15 protein-coding genes are annotated in these 15,621 nt (G+C 49.6%); all 15 read right to left on the minus strand.

The window, feature by feature from the left end:
- Positions 1 to 38: 38 nt before the first annotated feature.
- Positions 39 to 2,819, minus strand: coding sequence for an isoleucine--tRNA ligase (ileS, locus tag RF007C_RS03160; RefSeq protein WP_037297183.1), 2,781 nt, complete (start codon positions 2,817 to 2,819; stop codon positions 39 to 41).
- A gap of 61 nt (positions 2,820 to 2,880) precedes the next feature.
- The gene (locus tag RF007C_RS03165; protein WP_019679074.1) at positions 2,881 to 3,435 is read right to left on the minus strand and encodes a DivIVA domain-containing protein; all 555 of its coding nucleotides are present in this window, start codon (positions 3,433 to 3,435) and stop codon (positions 2,881 to 2,883) included.
- Positions 3,436 to 3,446: 11 nt separating this feature from the next.
- Positions 3,447 to 4,205 (minus strand): RNA-binding protein, encoded by a 759-nt coding sequence (locus RF007C_RS03170; RefSeq protein ID WP_037297184.1) that lies wholly within the window; start codon positions 4,203 to 4,205, stop codon positions 3,447 to 3,449.
- Positions 4,205 to 4,675: a cell division protein SepF gene (locus RF007C_RS03175; protein ID WP_019679072.1), complete on the minus strand. Its 471-nt coding sequence runs from the start codon at positions 4,673 to 4,675 to the stop codon at positions 4,205 to 4,207. Before RF007C_RS03175 ends, RF007C_RS03170 begins: the two co-directional genes overlap by 1 nt.
- 94 nt (positions 4,676 to 4,769) lie before the next feature.
- Entirely contained in the window at positions 4,770 to 5,465 is a 696-nt protein-coding gene (locus RF007C_RS03180; RefSeq protein WP_037297186.1) for a YggS family pyridoxal phosphate-dependent enzyme, read from the minus strand.
- On the minus strand, positions 5,452 to 6,714 hold the full coding sequence (locus RF007C_RS03185) for an HlyD family efflux transporter periplasmic adaptor subunit (protein WP_037297188.1): 1,263 nt from the start codon (positions 6,712 to 6,714) through the stop codon (positions 5,452 to 5,454). The genes RF007C_RS03180 and RF007C_RS03185 overlap by 14 nt, the downstream gene beginning before the upstream one ends.
- Before the next feature lie 11 nt (positions 6,715 to 6,725).
- The gene (hfq, locus tag RF007C_RS03190) at positions 6,726 to 6,965 is read right to left on the minus strand and encodes an RNA chaperone Hfq (RefSeq protein WP_019679069.1); all 240 of its coding nucleotides are present in this window, start codon (positions 6,963 to 6,965) and stop codon (positions 6,726 to 6,728) included.
- A gap of 94 nt (positions 6,966 to 7,059) precedes the next feature.
- Positions 7,060 to 8,013, minus strand: coding sequence for a tRNA (adenosine(37)-N6)-dimethylallyltransferase MiaA (gene miaA / locus RF007C_RS03195; RefSeq protein WP_037297190.1), 954 nt, complete (start codon positions 8,011 to 8,013; stop codon positions 7,060 to 7,062).
- A complete protein-coding gene (locus RF007C_RS03200) occupies positions 8,000 to 8,695 on the minus strand; it encodes a hypothetical protein (protein ID WP_152537135.1) in 696 nt (231 codons plus the stop codon). The genes miaA and RF007C_RS03200 overlap by 14 nt, the downstream gene beginning before the upstream one ends.
- Before the next feature lie 32 nt (positions 8,696 to 8,727).
- Entirely contained in the window at positions 8,728 to 9,408 is a 681-nt protein-coding gene (locus RF007C_RS03205) for a hypothetical protein (RefSeq protein WP_037297195.1), read from the minus strand.
- A gap of 10 nt (positions 9,409 to 9,418) precedes the next feature.
- Complete coding sequence (gene mutL, locus RF007C_RS03210; protein ID WP_037297198.1) at positions 9,419 to 11,437, minus strand: DNA mismatch repair endonuclease MutL; 2,019 nt, start codon at positions 11,435 to 11,437, stop codon at positions 9,419 to 9,421.
- A gap of 31 nt (positions 11,438 to 11,468) precedes the next feature.
- Positions 11,469 to 12,089: a hypothetical protein gene (locus RF007C_RS03215; RefSeq protein ID WP_019679065.1), complete on the minus strand. Its 621-nt coding sequence runs from the start codon at positions 12,087 to 12,089 to the stop codon at positions 11,469 to 11,471.
- A 131-nt stretch (positions 12,090 to 12,220) separates the two neighbouring features.
- Complete coding sequence (locus tag RF007C_RS03220) at positions 12,221 to 12,445, minus strand: PF20097 family protein (RefSeq protein WP_019679064.1); 225 nt, start codon at positions 12,443 to 12,445, stop codon at positions 12,221 to 12,223.
- 52 nt (positions 12,446 to 12,497) lie between these two features.
- The gene (gene mutS, locus RF007C_RS03225; protein ID WP_037297200.1) at positions 12,498 to 15,116 is read right to left on the minus strand and encodes a DNA mismatch repair protein MutS; all 2,619 of its coding nucleotides are present in this window, start codon (positions 15,114 to 15,116) and stop codon (positions 12,498 to 12,500) included.
- 14 nt (positions 15,117 to 15,130) lie between these two features.
- Positions 15,131 to 15,619 carry a hypothetical protein gene (locus RF007C_RS03230; protein WP_037297202.1) on the minus strand — a complete coding sequence of 163 codons (489 nt, stop codon included), beginning with the start codon at positions 15,617 to 15,619 and terminating at the stop codon, positions 15,131 to 15,133.
- Between the last annotated feature and the right edge of the window lie 2 nt (positions 15,620 to 15,621).

Raw genomic sequence — 15,621 nt, forward strand, 5'->3', positions numbered from 1 at the left:
ATTATAGTGAACGTCAATTCTTTTGAAGTTCAATATAATTACGCTTCTACTGCGACAGCACATCTCTCGCAGAGAGTAGGATGTGTATGATTTGTGCCGACGTACTTGCTGAAGCACCAGCAGCGCTCGCACTTCTCGCCTTCTGCCTTGACTACTTCATATACGCCTTCATAGTGGTCATTTACTACTTCAACGTCTGAAACGATGAGGATATCCTTCAGTTCAGCTGCATGATCCTTTAAACTGTTATACATTCTCTCGTCATCATGGTGTATGATGATCTTAGCTTCAAGAGATTTACCGATAAACTTTTCGTTTCTCTTTACTTCGAGAACTGCATTTACAGCGTTTCTGACGTTCTGGAAATTCCACCATTTAGCTATGAAGTCATCAGTAAATTCAATTCCTGATTTCTCGGGCATCTGGTTGAGGAATACACTTTCCTTGTCGTCGCTTGCCGAATGAGGCATGAACTGCCATATCTCCTCGGCTGTGAATGAAATGATAGGTGCGGCAAGTCTTGTTATCGCACTGAGAATACGATACATTGCCGTCTGAGCTGCGCGGCGGAGAACAGAGTCCTCCTTCTCGCAGTAAAGTCTGTCCTTGATGATATCAAGGTAGAAATTGGACATATCGATTACGCAGAAATTATGGAGTGCGTGAAGAGCGATATGGAAATCGAATGCGTCATAGCCTTCCTTCATCTTGTCGATGAGGTTGTCAAGCTTCATGAGAGCCCATTTATCCAGCTCTGTGAGCTGATCGTCGTTTACGCTGTCCTTGTCAGGATCGAAGCCAGCGCCGTTGCCCAGGTTTCCGAGGATGAAACGAGCAGTATTTCTTATCTTCTTGTAAGCGTCTGAAAGCTGGCTGAGGATAGGCTTGGATATACGTATATCGCTGTGGTAGTCTGAAGAAGCTGCCCACAGACGGAGGATATCCGCACCGTACTGCTCTGTGATCTCACTGGGATCGATACCGTTTCCGAGGGACTTGTGCATAGCCTTGCCCTCGCCGTCAACTACCCAGCCGTGGGTGCAGACAGCCTTATATGGAGACTGTCCCTTGTATACAACAGATGTAAGGAGTGATGACTGGAACCAGCCTCTGTACTGGTCAGCACCCTCGAGATAGAGGTCTGCAGGCCATGTAAGACTCGGGAAGTCCTTTCCTTCCATAACAGATGTATGGGATACACCGCTGTCGAACCATACGTCCATGATGTCGTATTCCTTTGTGAACTCACCGCAGCCGCATTCGCACTTGACGCTTGCGGGGATAAACTCACTTGTATCCTTTATCCACCATGCGTCGCTGCCTTCCTTGCGGAAGAGCTCGGAGATAGCGGAGATAGTCTCGTCGTTGCAGATAGGCTTGCCGCAGTCCTTGCAGTAAACAACAGGGATAGGAACTCCCCATGTTCTCTGACGGGAAATACACCAGTCGCTTCTGTCGCGTACCATGCCCTTGATTCTGTCCTCGCCCCACTCAGGAATCCACTGAACAGACTCGATAGCCTTGATAGCGTCATCCTTGAAGCCGTTTACGGAGCAGAACCACTGTTCGGTAGCTCTGTATATGATAGGACTGTTACATCTCCAGCAGTGAGGATACTGGTGGACGATCTTCTGAGTTGCCAGCATAGCGCCCAGCTCTGTGAGCTTTGCAGCGATAGCCTTATTGGCCTGATCTGTGTCCATGCCCTCGAACTCACCTGCCTCAGCAGTCTGCTTGCCCTTTGAGTCAACGCATACGATGATACCGATATCGTCGTACTTCTTGCACACCTCAAAGTCCTCTACACCGTAACCTGGAGCAGTATGTACGCATCCCGTACCGCTTTCGAGAGTAACGTGATCGCCTACGATTATGGGTGAGAGACGGTCATAGAGAGGGTGCTTAGTCTTCATGCCCTCAAGCTCTGCGCCTGTGAAGATATGGTCTGTGGTATAATCTGTGATACCGGCAATCTCCATAGTAGTCTTTACAAGCTCCTCGGCCATTACGTAGTACTCATCGCCTACGTGAACGAGAGTGTAGTTGTACTCGGGACCGAGGCATATAGCCAGGTTGCCTGGGATAGTCCATGTGGTTGTTGTCCAGATAACGAAGTATATCTTTGAAAGGTCAAGTCCGAGGCCTGTGAAGATGCCCTTGTCGTCGGTAACGTTGAACTTGACATAGATAGAATAACATGGATCGTTGGAGTATTCGATCTCAGCCTCTGCCAGAGCTGTATTACAGTCAGGGCACCAGTAAACAGGCTTGAGGCCCTTGTACATATAGCCCTTCTTTACCATTGAGCCGAATACCTCAACCTGCTTTGCCTCATACTCGGGGCGGAGAGTCAGGTAAGGATAGTCATAGTCGCCCAGTGAGCCCAGTCTCTTGAAGCCCTTCATCTGGTTAGCGACCTGTGTCATAGCGTATTCACGGCAGTGCTTTCTGAGATCAACAGCAGGGATAGCACCGTTCTCAACGCCTATGGCCTTCATAGCCTTCAGCTCGATAGGAAGGCCGTGAGTGTCCCAGCCGGGAACGTATGGAGCACAGAAACCGCTCATATTCTTATACTTTACGATGAAGTCCTTGAGGGACTTATTGAGGGCGTGACCCAGATGGATCTCTCCGTTGGCATAGGGAGGTCCGTCGTGAAGAATATAAGAGGGCTTGCCCTTATTCTTCTCTATCATCTTGTAATAGAGGCGTTCATCTTCCCATTTTTTGAGAGTATCGGGCTCTCTCTTAGGCAGATTTCCTCTCATGGGGAATTCTGTCTGCGGTAAATTAAGAGTACTGTTATAATCCTGTGCCATACTATCTGATCCCCCGTTCTAAGGCCTAAGGGATCCTCCTTTCGATCTTTTTAATTGTTGATTATTCTTCTGTTTCGGCAGCAACGGCTGCAGCGATCTCTTCAGCTGTCTGAGCGTCGTCGTCCGAAGGCTCGTCAAAGGTCTCGGGCATTGAAGATATGAGCTCGAGGTGGCTCTTGTACATATCGAAGAGGCTCTTCTTGAAGTCTGCTACCTGCTGCTGAGCTTCGATGAGAGCTTCCTTCTCCTTGGCGATCTCCTCGCGGTTCTTCTCCATAGCCTCAGCGTGCTGACGTACAGCCTCATCCTCGAGAGCGTCTGCCTTTGCCTGAGCCTCTGCGATGATCTGCTCGGCCTTCTCGTTAGCCTCGTTGAGTACCTGATGGCCCTGCTTCTGAGCGCCCAGGAGAGCGTCCTTGAGAGCGTCCTCATCTCTCATATATTCTCTTACCTTATCGGCAAGCACCTGTATCTTGCTGTTGGCCTCTGCACGCTCGCGCTCCATTTCGTCGAGCTCGGCCTCCAACTGATTGAGGAATTCGTCTATTTCTTCCTGCTTATATCCGAATGCTGCCTTTTCAAATCTTTTATTTCTGACGTCCTTTGAAGTTATCATTTCATTCACCTCTAAATATATTTTCTCAGATTTATGTGTATGCGGCCCTTCTTTGTCGAGCCGTTTATACCGGAGAGTATGAATCTTCCGCAGCCTCTCACAGAGAGCACATCGCCCTCCTTCAGTTCGTGGGAGACAGAGGAGACCGTATGGTGGTTGACGTCCACCTTTTCCGAGCGTATCAGCACAGCTGCCTTTTCGCGGCTGAGATGAGCCGCCAGCCCTACTGTACAATCCAGCCGCAGAGAAGCGACCGTTCCGCTTATATCCATGAACTTCTGAGCGTCCTCGAGCTCAAAAGCCTTGCTGTCGGTAATTTTCACACCGACTCTGCCGATCTTGGAAACAGTCGTTGTTATGAGCTTTGCCGCTACCTCTGTAACAAACGCCTGTGCGATGCCCTCGCCGACAACTATGTCGCCGATGACCTCCCGCCTGAGCTGCATACCCATAAAGGTACCGAGGAAATCCCTGTGGGTGAGCTTATCCTCCCTGCGATAGGTAAAGGTAAGGCACACAAAGGGGTAATCCCCCTCCACATATTCCTCACAGTAATCGGGATAGACCGCAAGCATCCTTCGTCTTGCATTCTCATATCCGCCCCATAATCTGTATCTTAGTGATCCTGTATTTGTCTTGCACCACTGCTCCGCGTCAGCACACTGCCTCTCATCGAGAAAGGAGGAGAACTCATATGTGCCGTCCCTTTCGCAGAGCGATACCAAATCCGCAAGTCTTGCGGTAAACAATTTATCAGACTGATCCGTCATCAGATGAATACGCCGTTATTCTCCAGCTCACCTACGAGATCTTCACCGATAAAGCCCACATTATAAGGAGTAATGATATATGTGAGATTAGCTACCGGCTTGAGGCTTCCGCCGTTTGCATAAGCAACGCCTACGAGGAAATCGATGATCCTTCTCTTATTCTCGGGAGAAGCTGTCTCAAGGTTGAGAACGACTGTCTTCTTGGCAATAAGGTGATCTGCGATCTGCTTTGCGTCAGTGAATGCAGAAGGCTTTACGAGAACTACCTGAAGCTGTGCTGTTGTCTGGATATTAACGACCTTGTTTCTTCTGCCTGTACCGATGCCTGCGCTCTCGTTTACGGGAGCATCATCCTGCTCGGAAGGCGAAAAACTGCGCTCGCCGCGCTCGTGACGAACCGGAACATCAGCGTCAAAATCGTCGTCCTCTGCTGCAAAGAAAAATTCCTTAATGTTCTCAAAAAGTTTCATCTTAATACTCCTTCTCCGCATTATTTATATTTTATATCTCTTCACAGGATCAATGCGGAGTATCCCGTGTTGACTTTCAGCATTCCGCTGTGAGTTACCTTGAATAGTCTCTTGCGCCGAACAGTCCCGTGCCTATGCGCACCAGTGTTGAACCGTATCTTATTGCTTCGGCGTAATCATGAGTCATGCCCATGGAAAGCGTATCCAGTCCCTTGTACCCGGAGGATATACTGTCATACAGCTCCTTCATGCGTCCGAGGAATATGTCGCTGTCCGAAGGAGGAGGTATGGTCATAAGGCCTCTGATCCTTATTCCCTCCAGCTCTGACAGACCGTCCATAAGCTCCTTCAGCTCTGAGGGAGCGATACCGCTCTTGGAATCCTCCCCGCCGATATTCACCTCGCAGAGGATATCCATAGTCCTGCCGTCCTTCACGGCAAGGCGGCTTATCTCCTGTCCCAGCTTCAGGCTGTCCACGGACTGGATCATACTTACCGAGTTTATGATATATTTTACCTTATTTGTCTGTAAATGACCTATGAACTGCACCTCCGCAGACTTGTCATAGAAGTCCGCCTTTGAGAGGTACTCCTGCACTCTGTTCTCACCGAGGAGATCTATCCCCAGCTCCACGGCATGGTTGACAGCCTCGGGAGCAACGGTCTTGGTGACCGCCATTATACGGATATTATCGTCGGGACTGCGGTACTTATCCGCCGCCTCGGCACATCTCTCTCTTATTATGCGCAGATTCTCGTCGATATAAGCGAGATCATTACTGTTCATCATCCTTATCGACCCCCTCGATCATAATATCATCGTAAAGCTCAAGATACTCGGGATCTCCCGAATCCTCGGAGAGCACGTAATCACTTCCCTCGTATATGACCTTTATCTTCTTGAAGAGCACCTGCTCGCCCTTGCGTATATATACGCCCTTGCAGGTAGATGTCCTGGTCTGTTCATTGCCGTTATCGTCGGTATAGGTATCAGTGACGTCCTTGAAGCGTATAGCCTCACGGGGCACCTTCAGTCCCGTATACTCGCCCTTTATGAGGTCTACGTTCTCTGCTCTGTGCTGAACGAGCTCGTAGCTGAACTTATCGCAGAAGATGATGATTATGCTCCTGTCCGCCTTCTCGTCACGGATATCGTGGATCACGGCAGGGTATGTCTCGGCGTAGGAATCGAATCTCAGGCTTATACTGTCGCCGATGGCATACTCCTTGCGGGAGTTGTCGGCGACCACGGCAAGATACCAGCCGTAGCCTTCAATAAGCTTTCCGACCACATTGGGAGCGGTCGACTTTTTGTCCACCACCTCGTTGAGCATGGCCGAAGTAAGCGTATCCAGTCCTGCTGTGGTAAGCTTGTCCTCGTATCCGTCGCAGTAGCTGGCGAAATACGCAGAACGCGGCGCTACGATCTTTTCCTTTGAGACAACGGTCTTTGAATCGAGCTTTTCGATCTCTGACTTTATATCGGATATTTTCTGACTGAAATCCTGTACCTCATTGGTAATGATCTGGTATGTACTCAGCTCTACAAGGAGATCGTCCTTGACTTCGCCGAGCTTTTGATAATTGCCCATATCCCTGTAATAGATGAGACTGCGGTAGCTCTCGTTGATGCTGTCGGACAGATTTGCGGGCTGTGCCGACTCGAGAGTACCCGGATTCTGTATCTTCTGAAGGATACTGAGCTCTTTTTCCAGCTTAGCCTTGTCGCGCTTTATACTCAGCTGCTCATCGTCGGGATAAGCCTCCGCAATGACGATGCCGTTGCCGACCTTGCCGCCGTCGGATACATTATAGCTGAGCGCGCCGTTTCCCGAATAAAGGAGGATCTCCTCGTCCCTGATGAACACGCCCTTGTATTCCTTTGCGGAAACTGCCGAGGCTGTCAGCGCAGAGACCGTATCGCTCTCTTTGTTGCGGAAATTATAAACTATGCTGATAAATACTATCAGAAGCAGCACCAGGGCGAAGTTCCTGAGGAGCTTTACCATGAAGCCGCCTTCCGACTTGGAAAATCCCATTCAGACCACCCTTAGTCGTTCTTTTCGGAAGCGTCGAGGATAGAAACTGCTCTCGCAGGTATGATCGTGGATATAGCGTGCTTGTAAACGAGCTGCTGCTTGCCGTCGCAGTCAAATATTGCAACATAGCTGTCGAAGCCCCTTACCATTCCCTTGAACTGGAAGCCGTTGGTAAGAATGATAGTTACCATGATCTTGTCTTTTCTGCACTGATTGAGGAACACGTCCTGCAGATTGATAGTTTTGTTCATACACATTCTCCTTTTTTATTTGTTTGTGTGAAGAAATCTGTGCGTAAAAAGTTTTGTCAAAAACCACGCGTAGAAATACACACACTACATTATATCACATTTTAAAGTGCTTGGCTATAGTTTTTTTGCATTTTTCTAATATTTCATTCTTTTTATTAAATCTATCCACCATTATCCACTCTATGCGGCCGTTCCTTCTGAACCATGTGAGCTGACGTTTGGCATATCTGCGCGTTTCCTGCTTTATAACGGCAATGCAGTCCTCAAGCTCCGCATCTCCCGTGAAATAGGGGATAAGCTCCTTGTACCCTATGGCGTTGGCAGCGGTCTTCATGCCGCTTTCAAGCCAGAGCTGACGAGCTTCCTCCACAAGTCCTGCCTTCACCATTTCGTCCACACGCAGGTCGATACGGTCATAGAGCTTCTGTCTGTCCTCAAAGTTCAGACCTATGATAAGGGAATCATAAGGGCTTTCCACCATCCTGCTCTCCCGTTTGAGGTCGCTGAATTTCCTGCCAGTAACATGGCAGACCTCCAGAGCACGTACTACTCTCACCAGATTATTGGGGTGTATGCCCTCTGCCGCCTCGGGATCAAGCTCCGCCAGCCTTGCGTGGAGGGCTTCGTTGCCGTTCTCCCCTGCAAAGGCATAGAGCTCCCCGCGGTATGCTTCATCGCTGCCCCCCTCGGAGAATTTTACGTTCTCAAGGAGCGAGTCGATGTAAAGTCCCGTGCCGCCTACTATAATAGGAAGCTTGCCCCGGGAGAGTATCTCCTGTATCTTCTCATTGGCGAGGCTCACATAGTCCGCCGCACTGAAGCTCACGTCCCTGTCAAGGAAGTCCATAAGGTGATGGGGAATCCCCTGCTTTTCGGCTTCCGAGGGCTTCGCCGAGGCAATGTCCATGCCCTTGTATATCTGCATGGAATCGGCGGAGATGACCTCTCCGCCGTAGATTTTAGCAAGCTCAACGCCCAGCCATGTCTTGCCCGAAGCCGTTGGACCTACCACGGCAAGCACAAAGGGCTTTTTATTATTTTCGTTCATTGTCAGTTTCTCCCGACTGTATGCGTTTTATCATATTTGCAGACTGTTTTTTCCTTATGATCCTTATTACCAGACATATTATCATAATGAGGAGCAGCAGTATTGCTCCCAGGGGTATCAGGATCAGCAAGTAAAACGGCGGTCCCGTATCCACATCGCAAGTCAGTTTGCTGCCATCCGCTTTTATCGTGTACGCAGCTTTGCCAAAGGGTACGCTTTTTACCCTGACCTCATTGGTGATACCGAGGATTTTTCCGTCCTTATCGCAGTAAGCCACCTTTATATGGCGGTAATGGTCGAATATATTATCGGTTGTTTCCAGACCGAGCACCATATGCCTGTTTTTGGATTCTTGTGACAAGTCGTACTCTTCCAGTATAACGGCCGAATGCATCAGAAGCAGGCTGGAATAGCCGTCCTTATTATACTTTGCAAGCTCACAGCTGCCGTCAAGTCCGAGCAGATTTCCGTTAAATCCATGGATACAGTCTTCCTCGCCCTTATACCTTTTCCAGTCTTCTTTTACCAGTATATCTGCAAAAGCAGTACCTTCGGGTACTTCTCCGAAGCAAATATAAAGATGCGTGGTATCCGCATCCCATGCAAATGCGTTCATACTGCTGAAAACACACATAAAAACCGAAAAAAACAGCACAATAATAGTATTTAGTACTCGTTTCAAACCATATCCTCCTGTAAGAAACAGTCACCGTATTACTCTATGCTGTCAGCTTTCAATCTGCGTTCTCTGATTTTATGATACAGAACAAAAGCCAGCACAAGCAAGATCGCCGGACTCAGATAAACTATGATATTGATAATCCAAATTGCTGCAGCCTCATGTTTTTTTAAAATATTTCCGCCAAATTTGAATGACAGTTTTTCTCCGTCTCCACTGAAATTATACATAACAGGCTCTGCAAAATCATTGTACGGTACTTTTATTTCATTGGTAACTCCAATGACCTCGCCTTTACTATCACAGTAAGCAAGCTTGACACAACGGTGCTTGTTGAATATCCTATGTGTTTTCATTTTCATTTGACTGTATGCCGCCTCATCGGAATTTGTATCATAGTACATAACAAAATTATGTCTGAGGGTCATACTTGTATAGCCGTCTTCATTATACTTTGCAAGTCCGCAGTCCCTTTTCAGGCTGACACGGTCTTCACCCATGTGCTTTTCATATTCCTCATTGTAATCCACAGCAGTACTGTCATTTTTCGCATCCTTTAAAAGAAGATCAACATATGCAGTGCCCTCGGGAGCATTCTGAAAACTGACTTTCATCCATGTCTCATCGTGATCCCATGCAAAAGCATTGATGCCGCCGAAGATACACATAAATGCCGCAAAAAAGGCTGCGGCGAAGGCTTTTACCGTCCGTTTCATAGTATTCTCCTTACGTCCTTTTGAACTGATGCGAGATATTGCTCTTGGTCATGGTAAACATAACGGGTCTGCCGTGGGGGCAGTGTCTTATCCTCTCGTCGAAGTATACCTGCTCCGCAAGGGACTGAAGCTCCGCGATATCGTTCTTGTCGTTGCCCTTTATTGCCGATTTGCAGGCGACTGTATGGAGCATATCGTCCAGCATATGAGACTGGGGATCGTGGCTGTACATACGGAGATTTCCTGCTATCTCGGAGATTATGTCCTCCATATCCAGCTCCATTATAAAGGTGGGAACAGCTGTAGCCACCACACAGGGCTTCTCGGAGAAATCAAAGGCAAAGCCCAGATCTGCAAGGAGCTCCTGATTGGTCTCCAGTGCGCTGAATTCATCTCCCGTGAGGAGAACACGCACTCCCGTGAGGAGCTGCTGACTGTACTGACGGCAGTTGCGGCTCTTGAGGCGCTCGAAGATTATACGCTCATGGGCAGCGTGCTTGTCTATCATTATCATGGTATCATCGCCCACCTCTGCGACGATGTATAGTCCGAAGACCTCGCCGATAACACGTATCTTGGGCTTTTCAGTCCATACGGACTCCTGCGGCTTTTCGGGCTCGACAGGCTTCGGCGCAGGTGCTGCGGTAAATGCCTGCTGTGTGATATAGCTGAAGCCCTCTACAGCCTCAGGCTGCTCTGGAGCTTCGACTGCTACGGGCTCTTTTACTGTCTCGGGAACATCGGCTGTCTCGGGAGCTGTTTCAGCAGGGCGCTCATATACGGGAGTGGTCTGCTGTACGTGCTTCGGCTCGTCATAGGCAGTACTTGGCGTAATATCCGCGGTATATGGCTTTTCCTCTGTCACGGGCTGAGGCTTGGCAGCCGTATGCACAGGGGCTGCTGCCGCCGCAAGCTTCTGCTCGGTCTCCTCTATCTTGTCAACGGGAGTGAAAAGGAACTCCTGCTGCTTCATCTCCTCCTGCTCGGGAGCAGCCTTTGTCCAGTCCGCATGAGGCTTGAGCTCAAATTCATAGATCAGACCGTCCTTCATCATGGCGTTCTTAACTGCGAAATAAATAGCATCGGTCACCGACTTTTCGTCGGTAAAGCGCACCTCAGCCTTGGTAGGGTGGATATTTACGTCCATAGCACTGGGCGCAAGGTCAATAAGGAGTACACAGGCAGGGAATTTGCCCGTCATTATCATATTGGTATAGGCGTTTTCCAGAGCTGCGGAACAAAGCCTTGAACGGACATATCTTCCGTTTACGAAGAAATTCTGGAAAGCGCGGTTATTCTTGGAGTAGAGAGGCTTTATCACATAGCCGCCCACCTTTACTCCCTCGTATTCATAGTCCACGGGGATAAGGTCACGGGCAAAATCACGGCCGTAAACGGCATATATGGCAGAAAAAAGCTCGCCGTCGCCTCCCGAATGGAATTCCGTCCTGTTATCGCGTATGAAACGAAAGGCTATATCAGGGTGAGACATGGTTATCTTCTGGAGTATGGTACTCACCGCATTTGCCTCCGTAACGTCCTTTTTCATGAATTTACGCCTTGCGGGGACATTATAGAACAGGTCGCGGATTATTACGGTAGTGCCGTCAGGACAGCCGCTCTCCTCGTGAGACTTCTCCACGCTGCCCTCTATGGTATACAGGGTGCCGTAGAGCTCCTCCCGCTGCTTTGTCATTATCTCCACACGGGCAACTGCCGCAACCGAAGCAAGGGCTTCACCGCGGAAACCCAGGGTGATGATATTTTCAAGGTCCTCTTTTTCTCTTATCTTGCTGGTAGCATGGCGCAGGAAGGCCTTCGGTACATCTCCGAAGGACATTCCGCAGCCGTCATCGGTCACGCGCATATAGGTAGTACCGCCGTTCTTTATCTCAACGGTGATATGCTTTGCTCCGGAGTCTATGGAGTTTTCCACAAGCTCCTTTATGACCGAGGAGGGGCGCTCGATGACCTCGCCTGCTGCGATAAGCTCTGATATTTCCTTGCTAAGGACATTGATAGGGGGCATTTTTAACTTCCTTTCTGAAACAGGGACAGGCTCAGACCAGCTTTACCCAGTTGGGAGTGAGTATCACTCCGCCGTAGGGGATATGCTCGGCGGTATAATCAGCTGTGTCCATATGTCCGAACCTCTTTTCGGATACTATGGCAAACGGACAGGCAGCAGGAAGTGCTCCGTCCCTTATATCCTCCTCGGGAGAAATGCCCTCTCCGAGCTCCAGCTCTGTCTGGATCGTCCTTGTCTTGGGCAGTATCCAAAGCTTTGAAGCCATATCCTTTATCTTGTCAACGGCTTCCTTCTTGTATGTCTTTGCATCTATGGCAACCTCCTCCTCGGGTATGAGGATAGTGAAGGTGTATTCACCCCTTATGGGCTCTTCATTCATTATGAAGCCGCGTACCTCGGAAAAACCGCCGAAGCTGAAATACATCTGCTTGTAGTCGTTAACGGCGTCCTCATCGTAGCCGAGCTCAAAGTCGTCCTCAAGCTTTTTCTGATTCCATTCCATGATATCCTCTAAGCTCTCATTCTCGGCATTGTAGGCACCGCTCCTGAATTCGAGCCCTGCGTGCTTGATATAAGCGATGAGCTCCTTCATATTGTCGTAATCCAGCTCTGCACGGCTGAATTCCATTATCATTGAAAAGTATGCGGGCATATTGTTCACCTCTGTTATTTATGTTTCATATTCAGACGGAGCGATGCGCACATCGCTCCCTACAGACATATCGTCACACACGGTCGGATAGTATCCGCCCCTGATGTATCGCAGTCCCTATGAGGACGGGATCAAAAAGCAGACGGCTTTACGGACAGCTCTGAAAAAACAAGCTTGCAGGTCTCACAGTACCATGCTTCATTTTCCTCTGAAAGCTTAGCTTCATTGCGTTTCAGCTTTCCGATATCATTTTCGTCAGTCCATACAAGGTATGATGCAGCCATCGGATTAATCAGGCTCGCCTTGGATCTTATCCTGCCCTTTTGCAGCTTGTTTCCGCAATATCTGCACTCCATGCCGTTCCCTTCTTTCCCGCCTCTTCATACAGGCATAATTTATAATCGCATTTTATTGGATAGCCTTCAGCATATCCCTGAGAAGCTCGCGGCATTCGCTGTCCGTAAGCTCGTCGATATTGGTCTTTTCAAGCATATCCAGTGCCGCCTCACGTCCCAGACTGCCAAAGCTTATCTGTCCAGACTCCTCCCGTACCGACGCAGGGCGCTCCGAGGCGTGCTGACGCTCCATTTCCTCAAGGAGCTCTTTAGCTCTTGTGACAACCTTTGCGGGAAGTCCCGCCAGCTTCGCTACGTCAACACCGTAGCTCTCGTCCACGCCGCCGCGGACTATCTTTCGCAGGAAGCGTATGGTACCTCCGTGCTTATTTACTGCAATGCTGTAGTTCTTTACGCCCTCCAGTTCGTCCTCAAGGCCTATGAGCTCATGGTAATGAGTTGCAAAGAGAGTCTTGCAGCCCAGCTTCTTTGAATTGCAGATGAACTCCGCAACCGCACGTGCAATACTCACGCCGTCAAATGTGGAGGTACCGCGTCCCACCTCGTCAAGTATGACAAGGCTGTCCCTGGTGGCATTTTTCAGTATATCCGATACCTCACTCATCTCCACCATGAATGTGGACTGTCCTGCGGTGAGGTCATCGGAGGCTCCCACACGGGTGAATATCTTGTCCACTACGGATATTTTGGCACTGTCCGCGGGAACGAAGCTTCCTATCTGCGCCATGAGGACTATCAGCGCCGCCTGACGCATATATGTGGATTTACCCGACATATTCGGGCCCGTGATTATGGACATACGATCTGCCTTATTGTCGATATAAAGATCATTGGGTACGAACATCTCCTCGGTGAGCATGAGCTCCACAACCGGGTGACGTCCTGCCTTTATGTCGATAGCTCCGTCTATGGCGATATCGGGCTTTACGTACTGGTTCCTCAGTGCGACCTCTGCAAAGGAGCAGAGCACGTCCACCGAGGCGACTGCCGAGGCTGTCTTCTGCACTGCTTCCAGCTTTGTGGCCAGGAAGTCACGTACCTCTGCGAATATATCCGCTTCAAGGGAGAGAGCCTTGTCTTTTGCGCCGAGTATGGCATTTTCGGCATTTTTCAGCTCCTCGGTTATGAAACGCTCGGCGTTTGCCAGAGTCTGCTTGCGTATCCAGCCCTCGGGGATAAGGTCGTAGTAAGAACGGGTCACTTCAAGATAGTATCCGAACACGCGGTTAAAGCCGATCTTCAGGTTCTTGATGCCTGTTGATTCCTTCTCACGCTGCTCTATATCGTCAATGATGCTCCTGCCGTTGTTCATTATGTGGCGAAGCTCGTCCAGCTCCTTGTTGAAGCCCTCCTTTATAACGCCGCCGTCCTTTACGGAGATAGGCGGCTCGTCCATTATGGCGTTCTCCACAAGGTTAACGAGCTCGTCAAGGGTGGATATTTCATCGTTATAGCGTACAAGGAGCTTTGAATCTGTCAGCTTTGCCAGCTCCTGCTTTATGAGAGGGAGCTGCTGAGCCGTTGCGGAAAGTGACTTCAGGTCGCGGGGATTGGCGCTCTTGTACATGACCTTTGTCATAAGGCGCTCCAGATCGTAGACTCTGTCCAGAAGGTCGGTAAGGTCGGTGAGCACCACGCTCTTGCGGTAGAGAGACTCCACTGCGTCAAGACGCTCGATTATCCTTGCGGGACTTTTCAGAGGCTGCTCTATCCAGTTTTTCAGCAGTCTGCGTCCCATAGAGGTCTTTGTGGAGTCCAGCACCCACAGCAGAGAGCCTTTTTTCTCCTTGCTGCGGAGAGTCTCCGTGAGCTCAAGATTGCGTCTCGCATTGAGATCCAGTCCCATGAACTGCTCGCCGTTCAGGAGCTCGATAGAGGTAAATCTCGACACCGACGACTTCTGGGTGTCATTGATGTAATCGAAAAGTCCGCATACTGCAGCACAGTCTGCTCCGTCCTCGCTTATGCCCAGCTCCTTTACCGAGCCGACACCGAATACAGCCGCAGCCATATCCCTTCTTTCCGAGGGAGTGAAGCATATGGTATCGCGGAGGGTAACTGCGCAGGAAAGGCGCAGCTTTACGAACTCCGCGGCATTTTTCAGTGAAAGGAAATTCTGCGGGAAGATTATCTCGGCAGGTCGGCAGCGTGATAATTCGTTGATAACGCCTGCTTCAAGATCCTTTCCCTCAAAGAAGCTGAGTGCAGCCTCGCCTGTGGAAAGATCAGCGGAGGCAACTCCGCAGGTCTTGTTTTCCTCGTCGTAGTATATACTGCATATGTAGTTGTTGCTGCCGTCATCAAGCATACTGCTCTCTGTCAGCGTACCGGGAGTCACCACGCGGATAACATCGCGCACAACTATGCCCTTGGTCTCGGCAGGATCGGTGAGCTGCTCGCAGACAGCCACCTTGAAGCCCATGTCTATGAGCCTCTTTATATACATATCTGCCGCATGATAGGGCACTCCGCACATGGGAGCGCGTTCCTCAAGTCCGCAGTCTCTGCCCGTCAGGGTAAGCTCCAGTGCTTTTGAAACCACTACCGCGTCATCAAAGAACATCTCGTAGAAGTCACCCAGACGGAAGAACAGGATACAGTCTGTGTACTTATCCTTGACCTCGAAGTACTGCTGCATCATGGGAGATATTTTACTTCTGTCGATTTCCATTGGCTTTGCTCCTTTTATCTTGTTTTTGGGTTATACGATATCGGGATACGATAGTATCTCGCCCAGCATATAAACTCGTCGCTGTTGTCACAGCTCATATTCAGCTTAAAAACGGTGCTGTTTTCCGATATGAGCCTGAGGGACAGCTTTTCACAGCGTATCTCCTGTATCTCGGAGGCATGATACTCTTTTTTCCTTACCTTGATAACGTCGTCCTTTACCTCGGCGGCAGTTCTTATAAGCCAAGGTGTGATTGCCAGAAATACTGCCGCAAGTATCACTGCACATATACTCACGCCGATCAGCCACGGCGGAAGTACAGCAATGCCGCAGGACCAGACAAATACATACCGCCCGAAAAACAGCAGGGCAACGATACAGGCAATGATAGCTACGGCCGCATCGCTCCCTGAAGGTTTCAGAGCAAACATACTTCTCGGGCGTTCTGTCAGCTTCGCATCGAGTGCCTCCTTTGCCGCAGAGAGATTATCGCTGTAAGACATAC

The organism is Ruminococcus flavefaciens 007c, from assembly GCF_000571935.1.
In the GTDB taxonomy this organism is placed as follows: domain Bacteria; phylum Bacillota; class Clostridia; order Oscillospirales; family Ruminococcaceae; genus Ruminococcus; species Ruminococcus flavefaciens_F.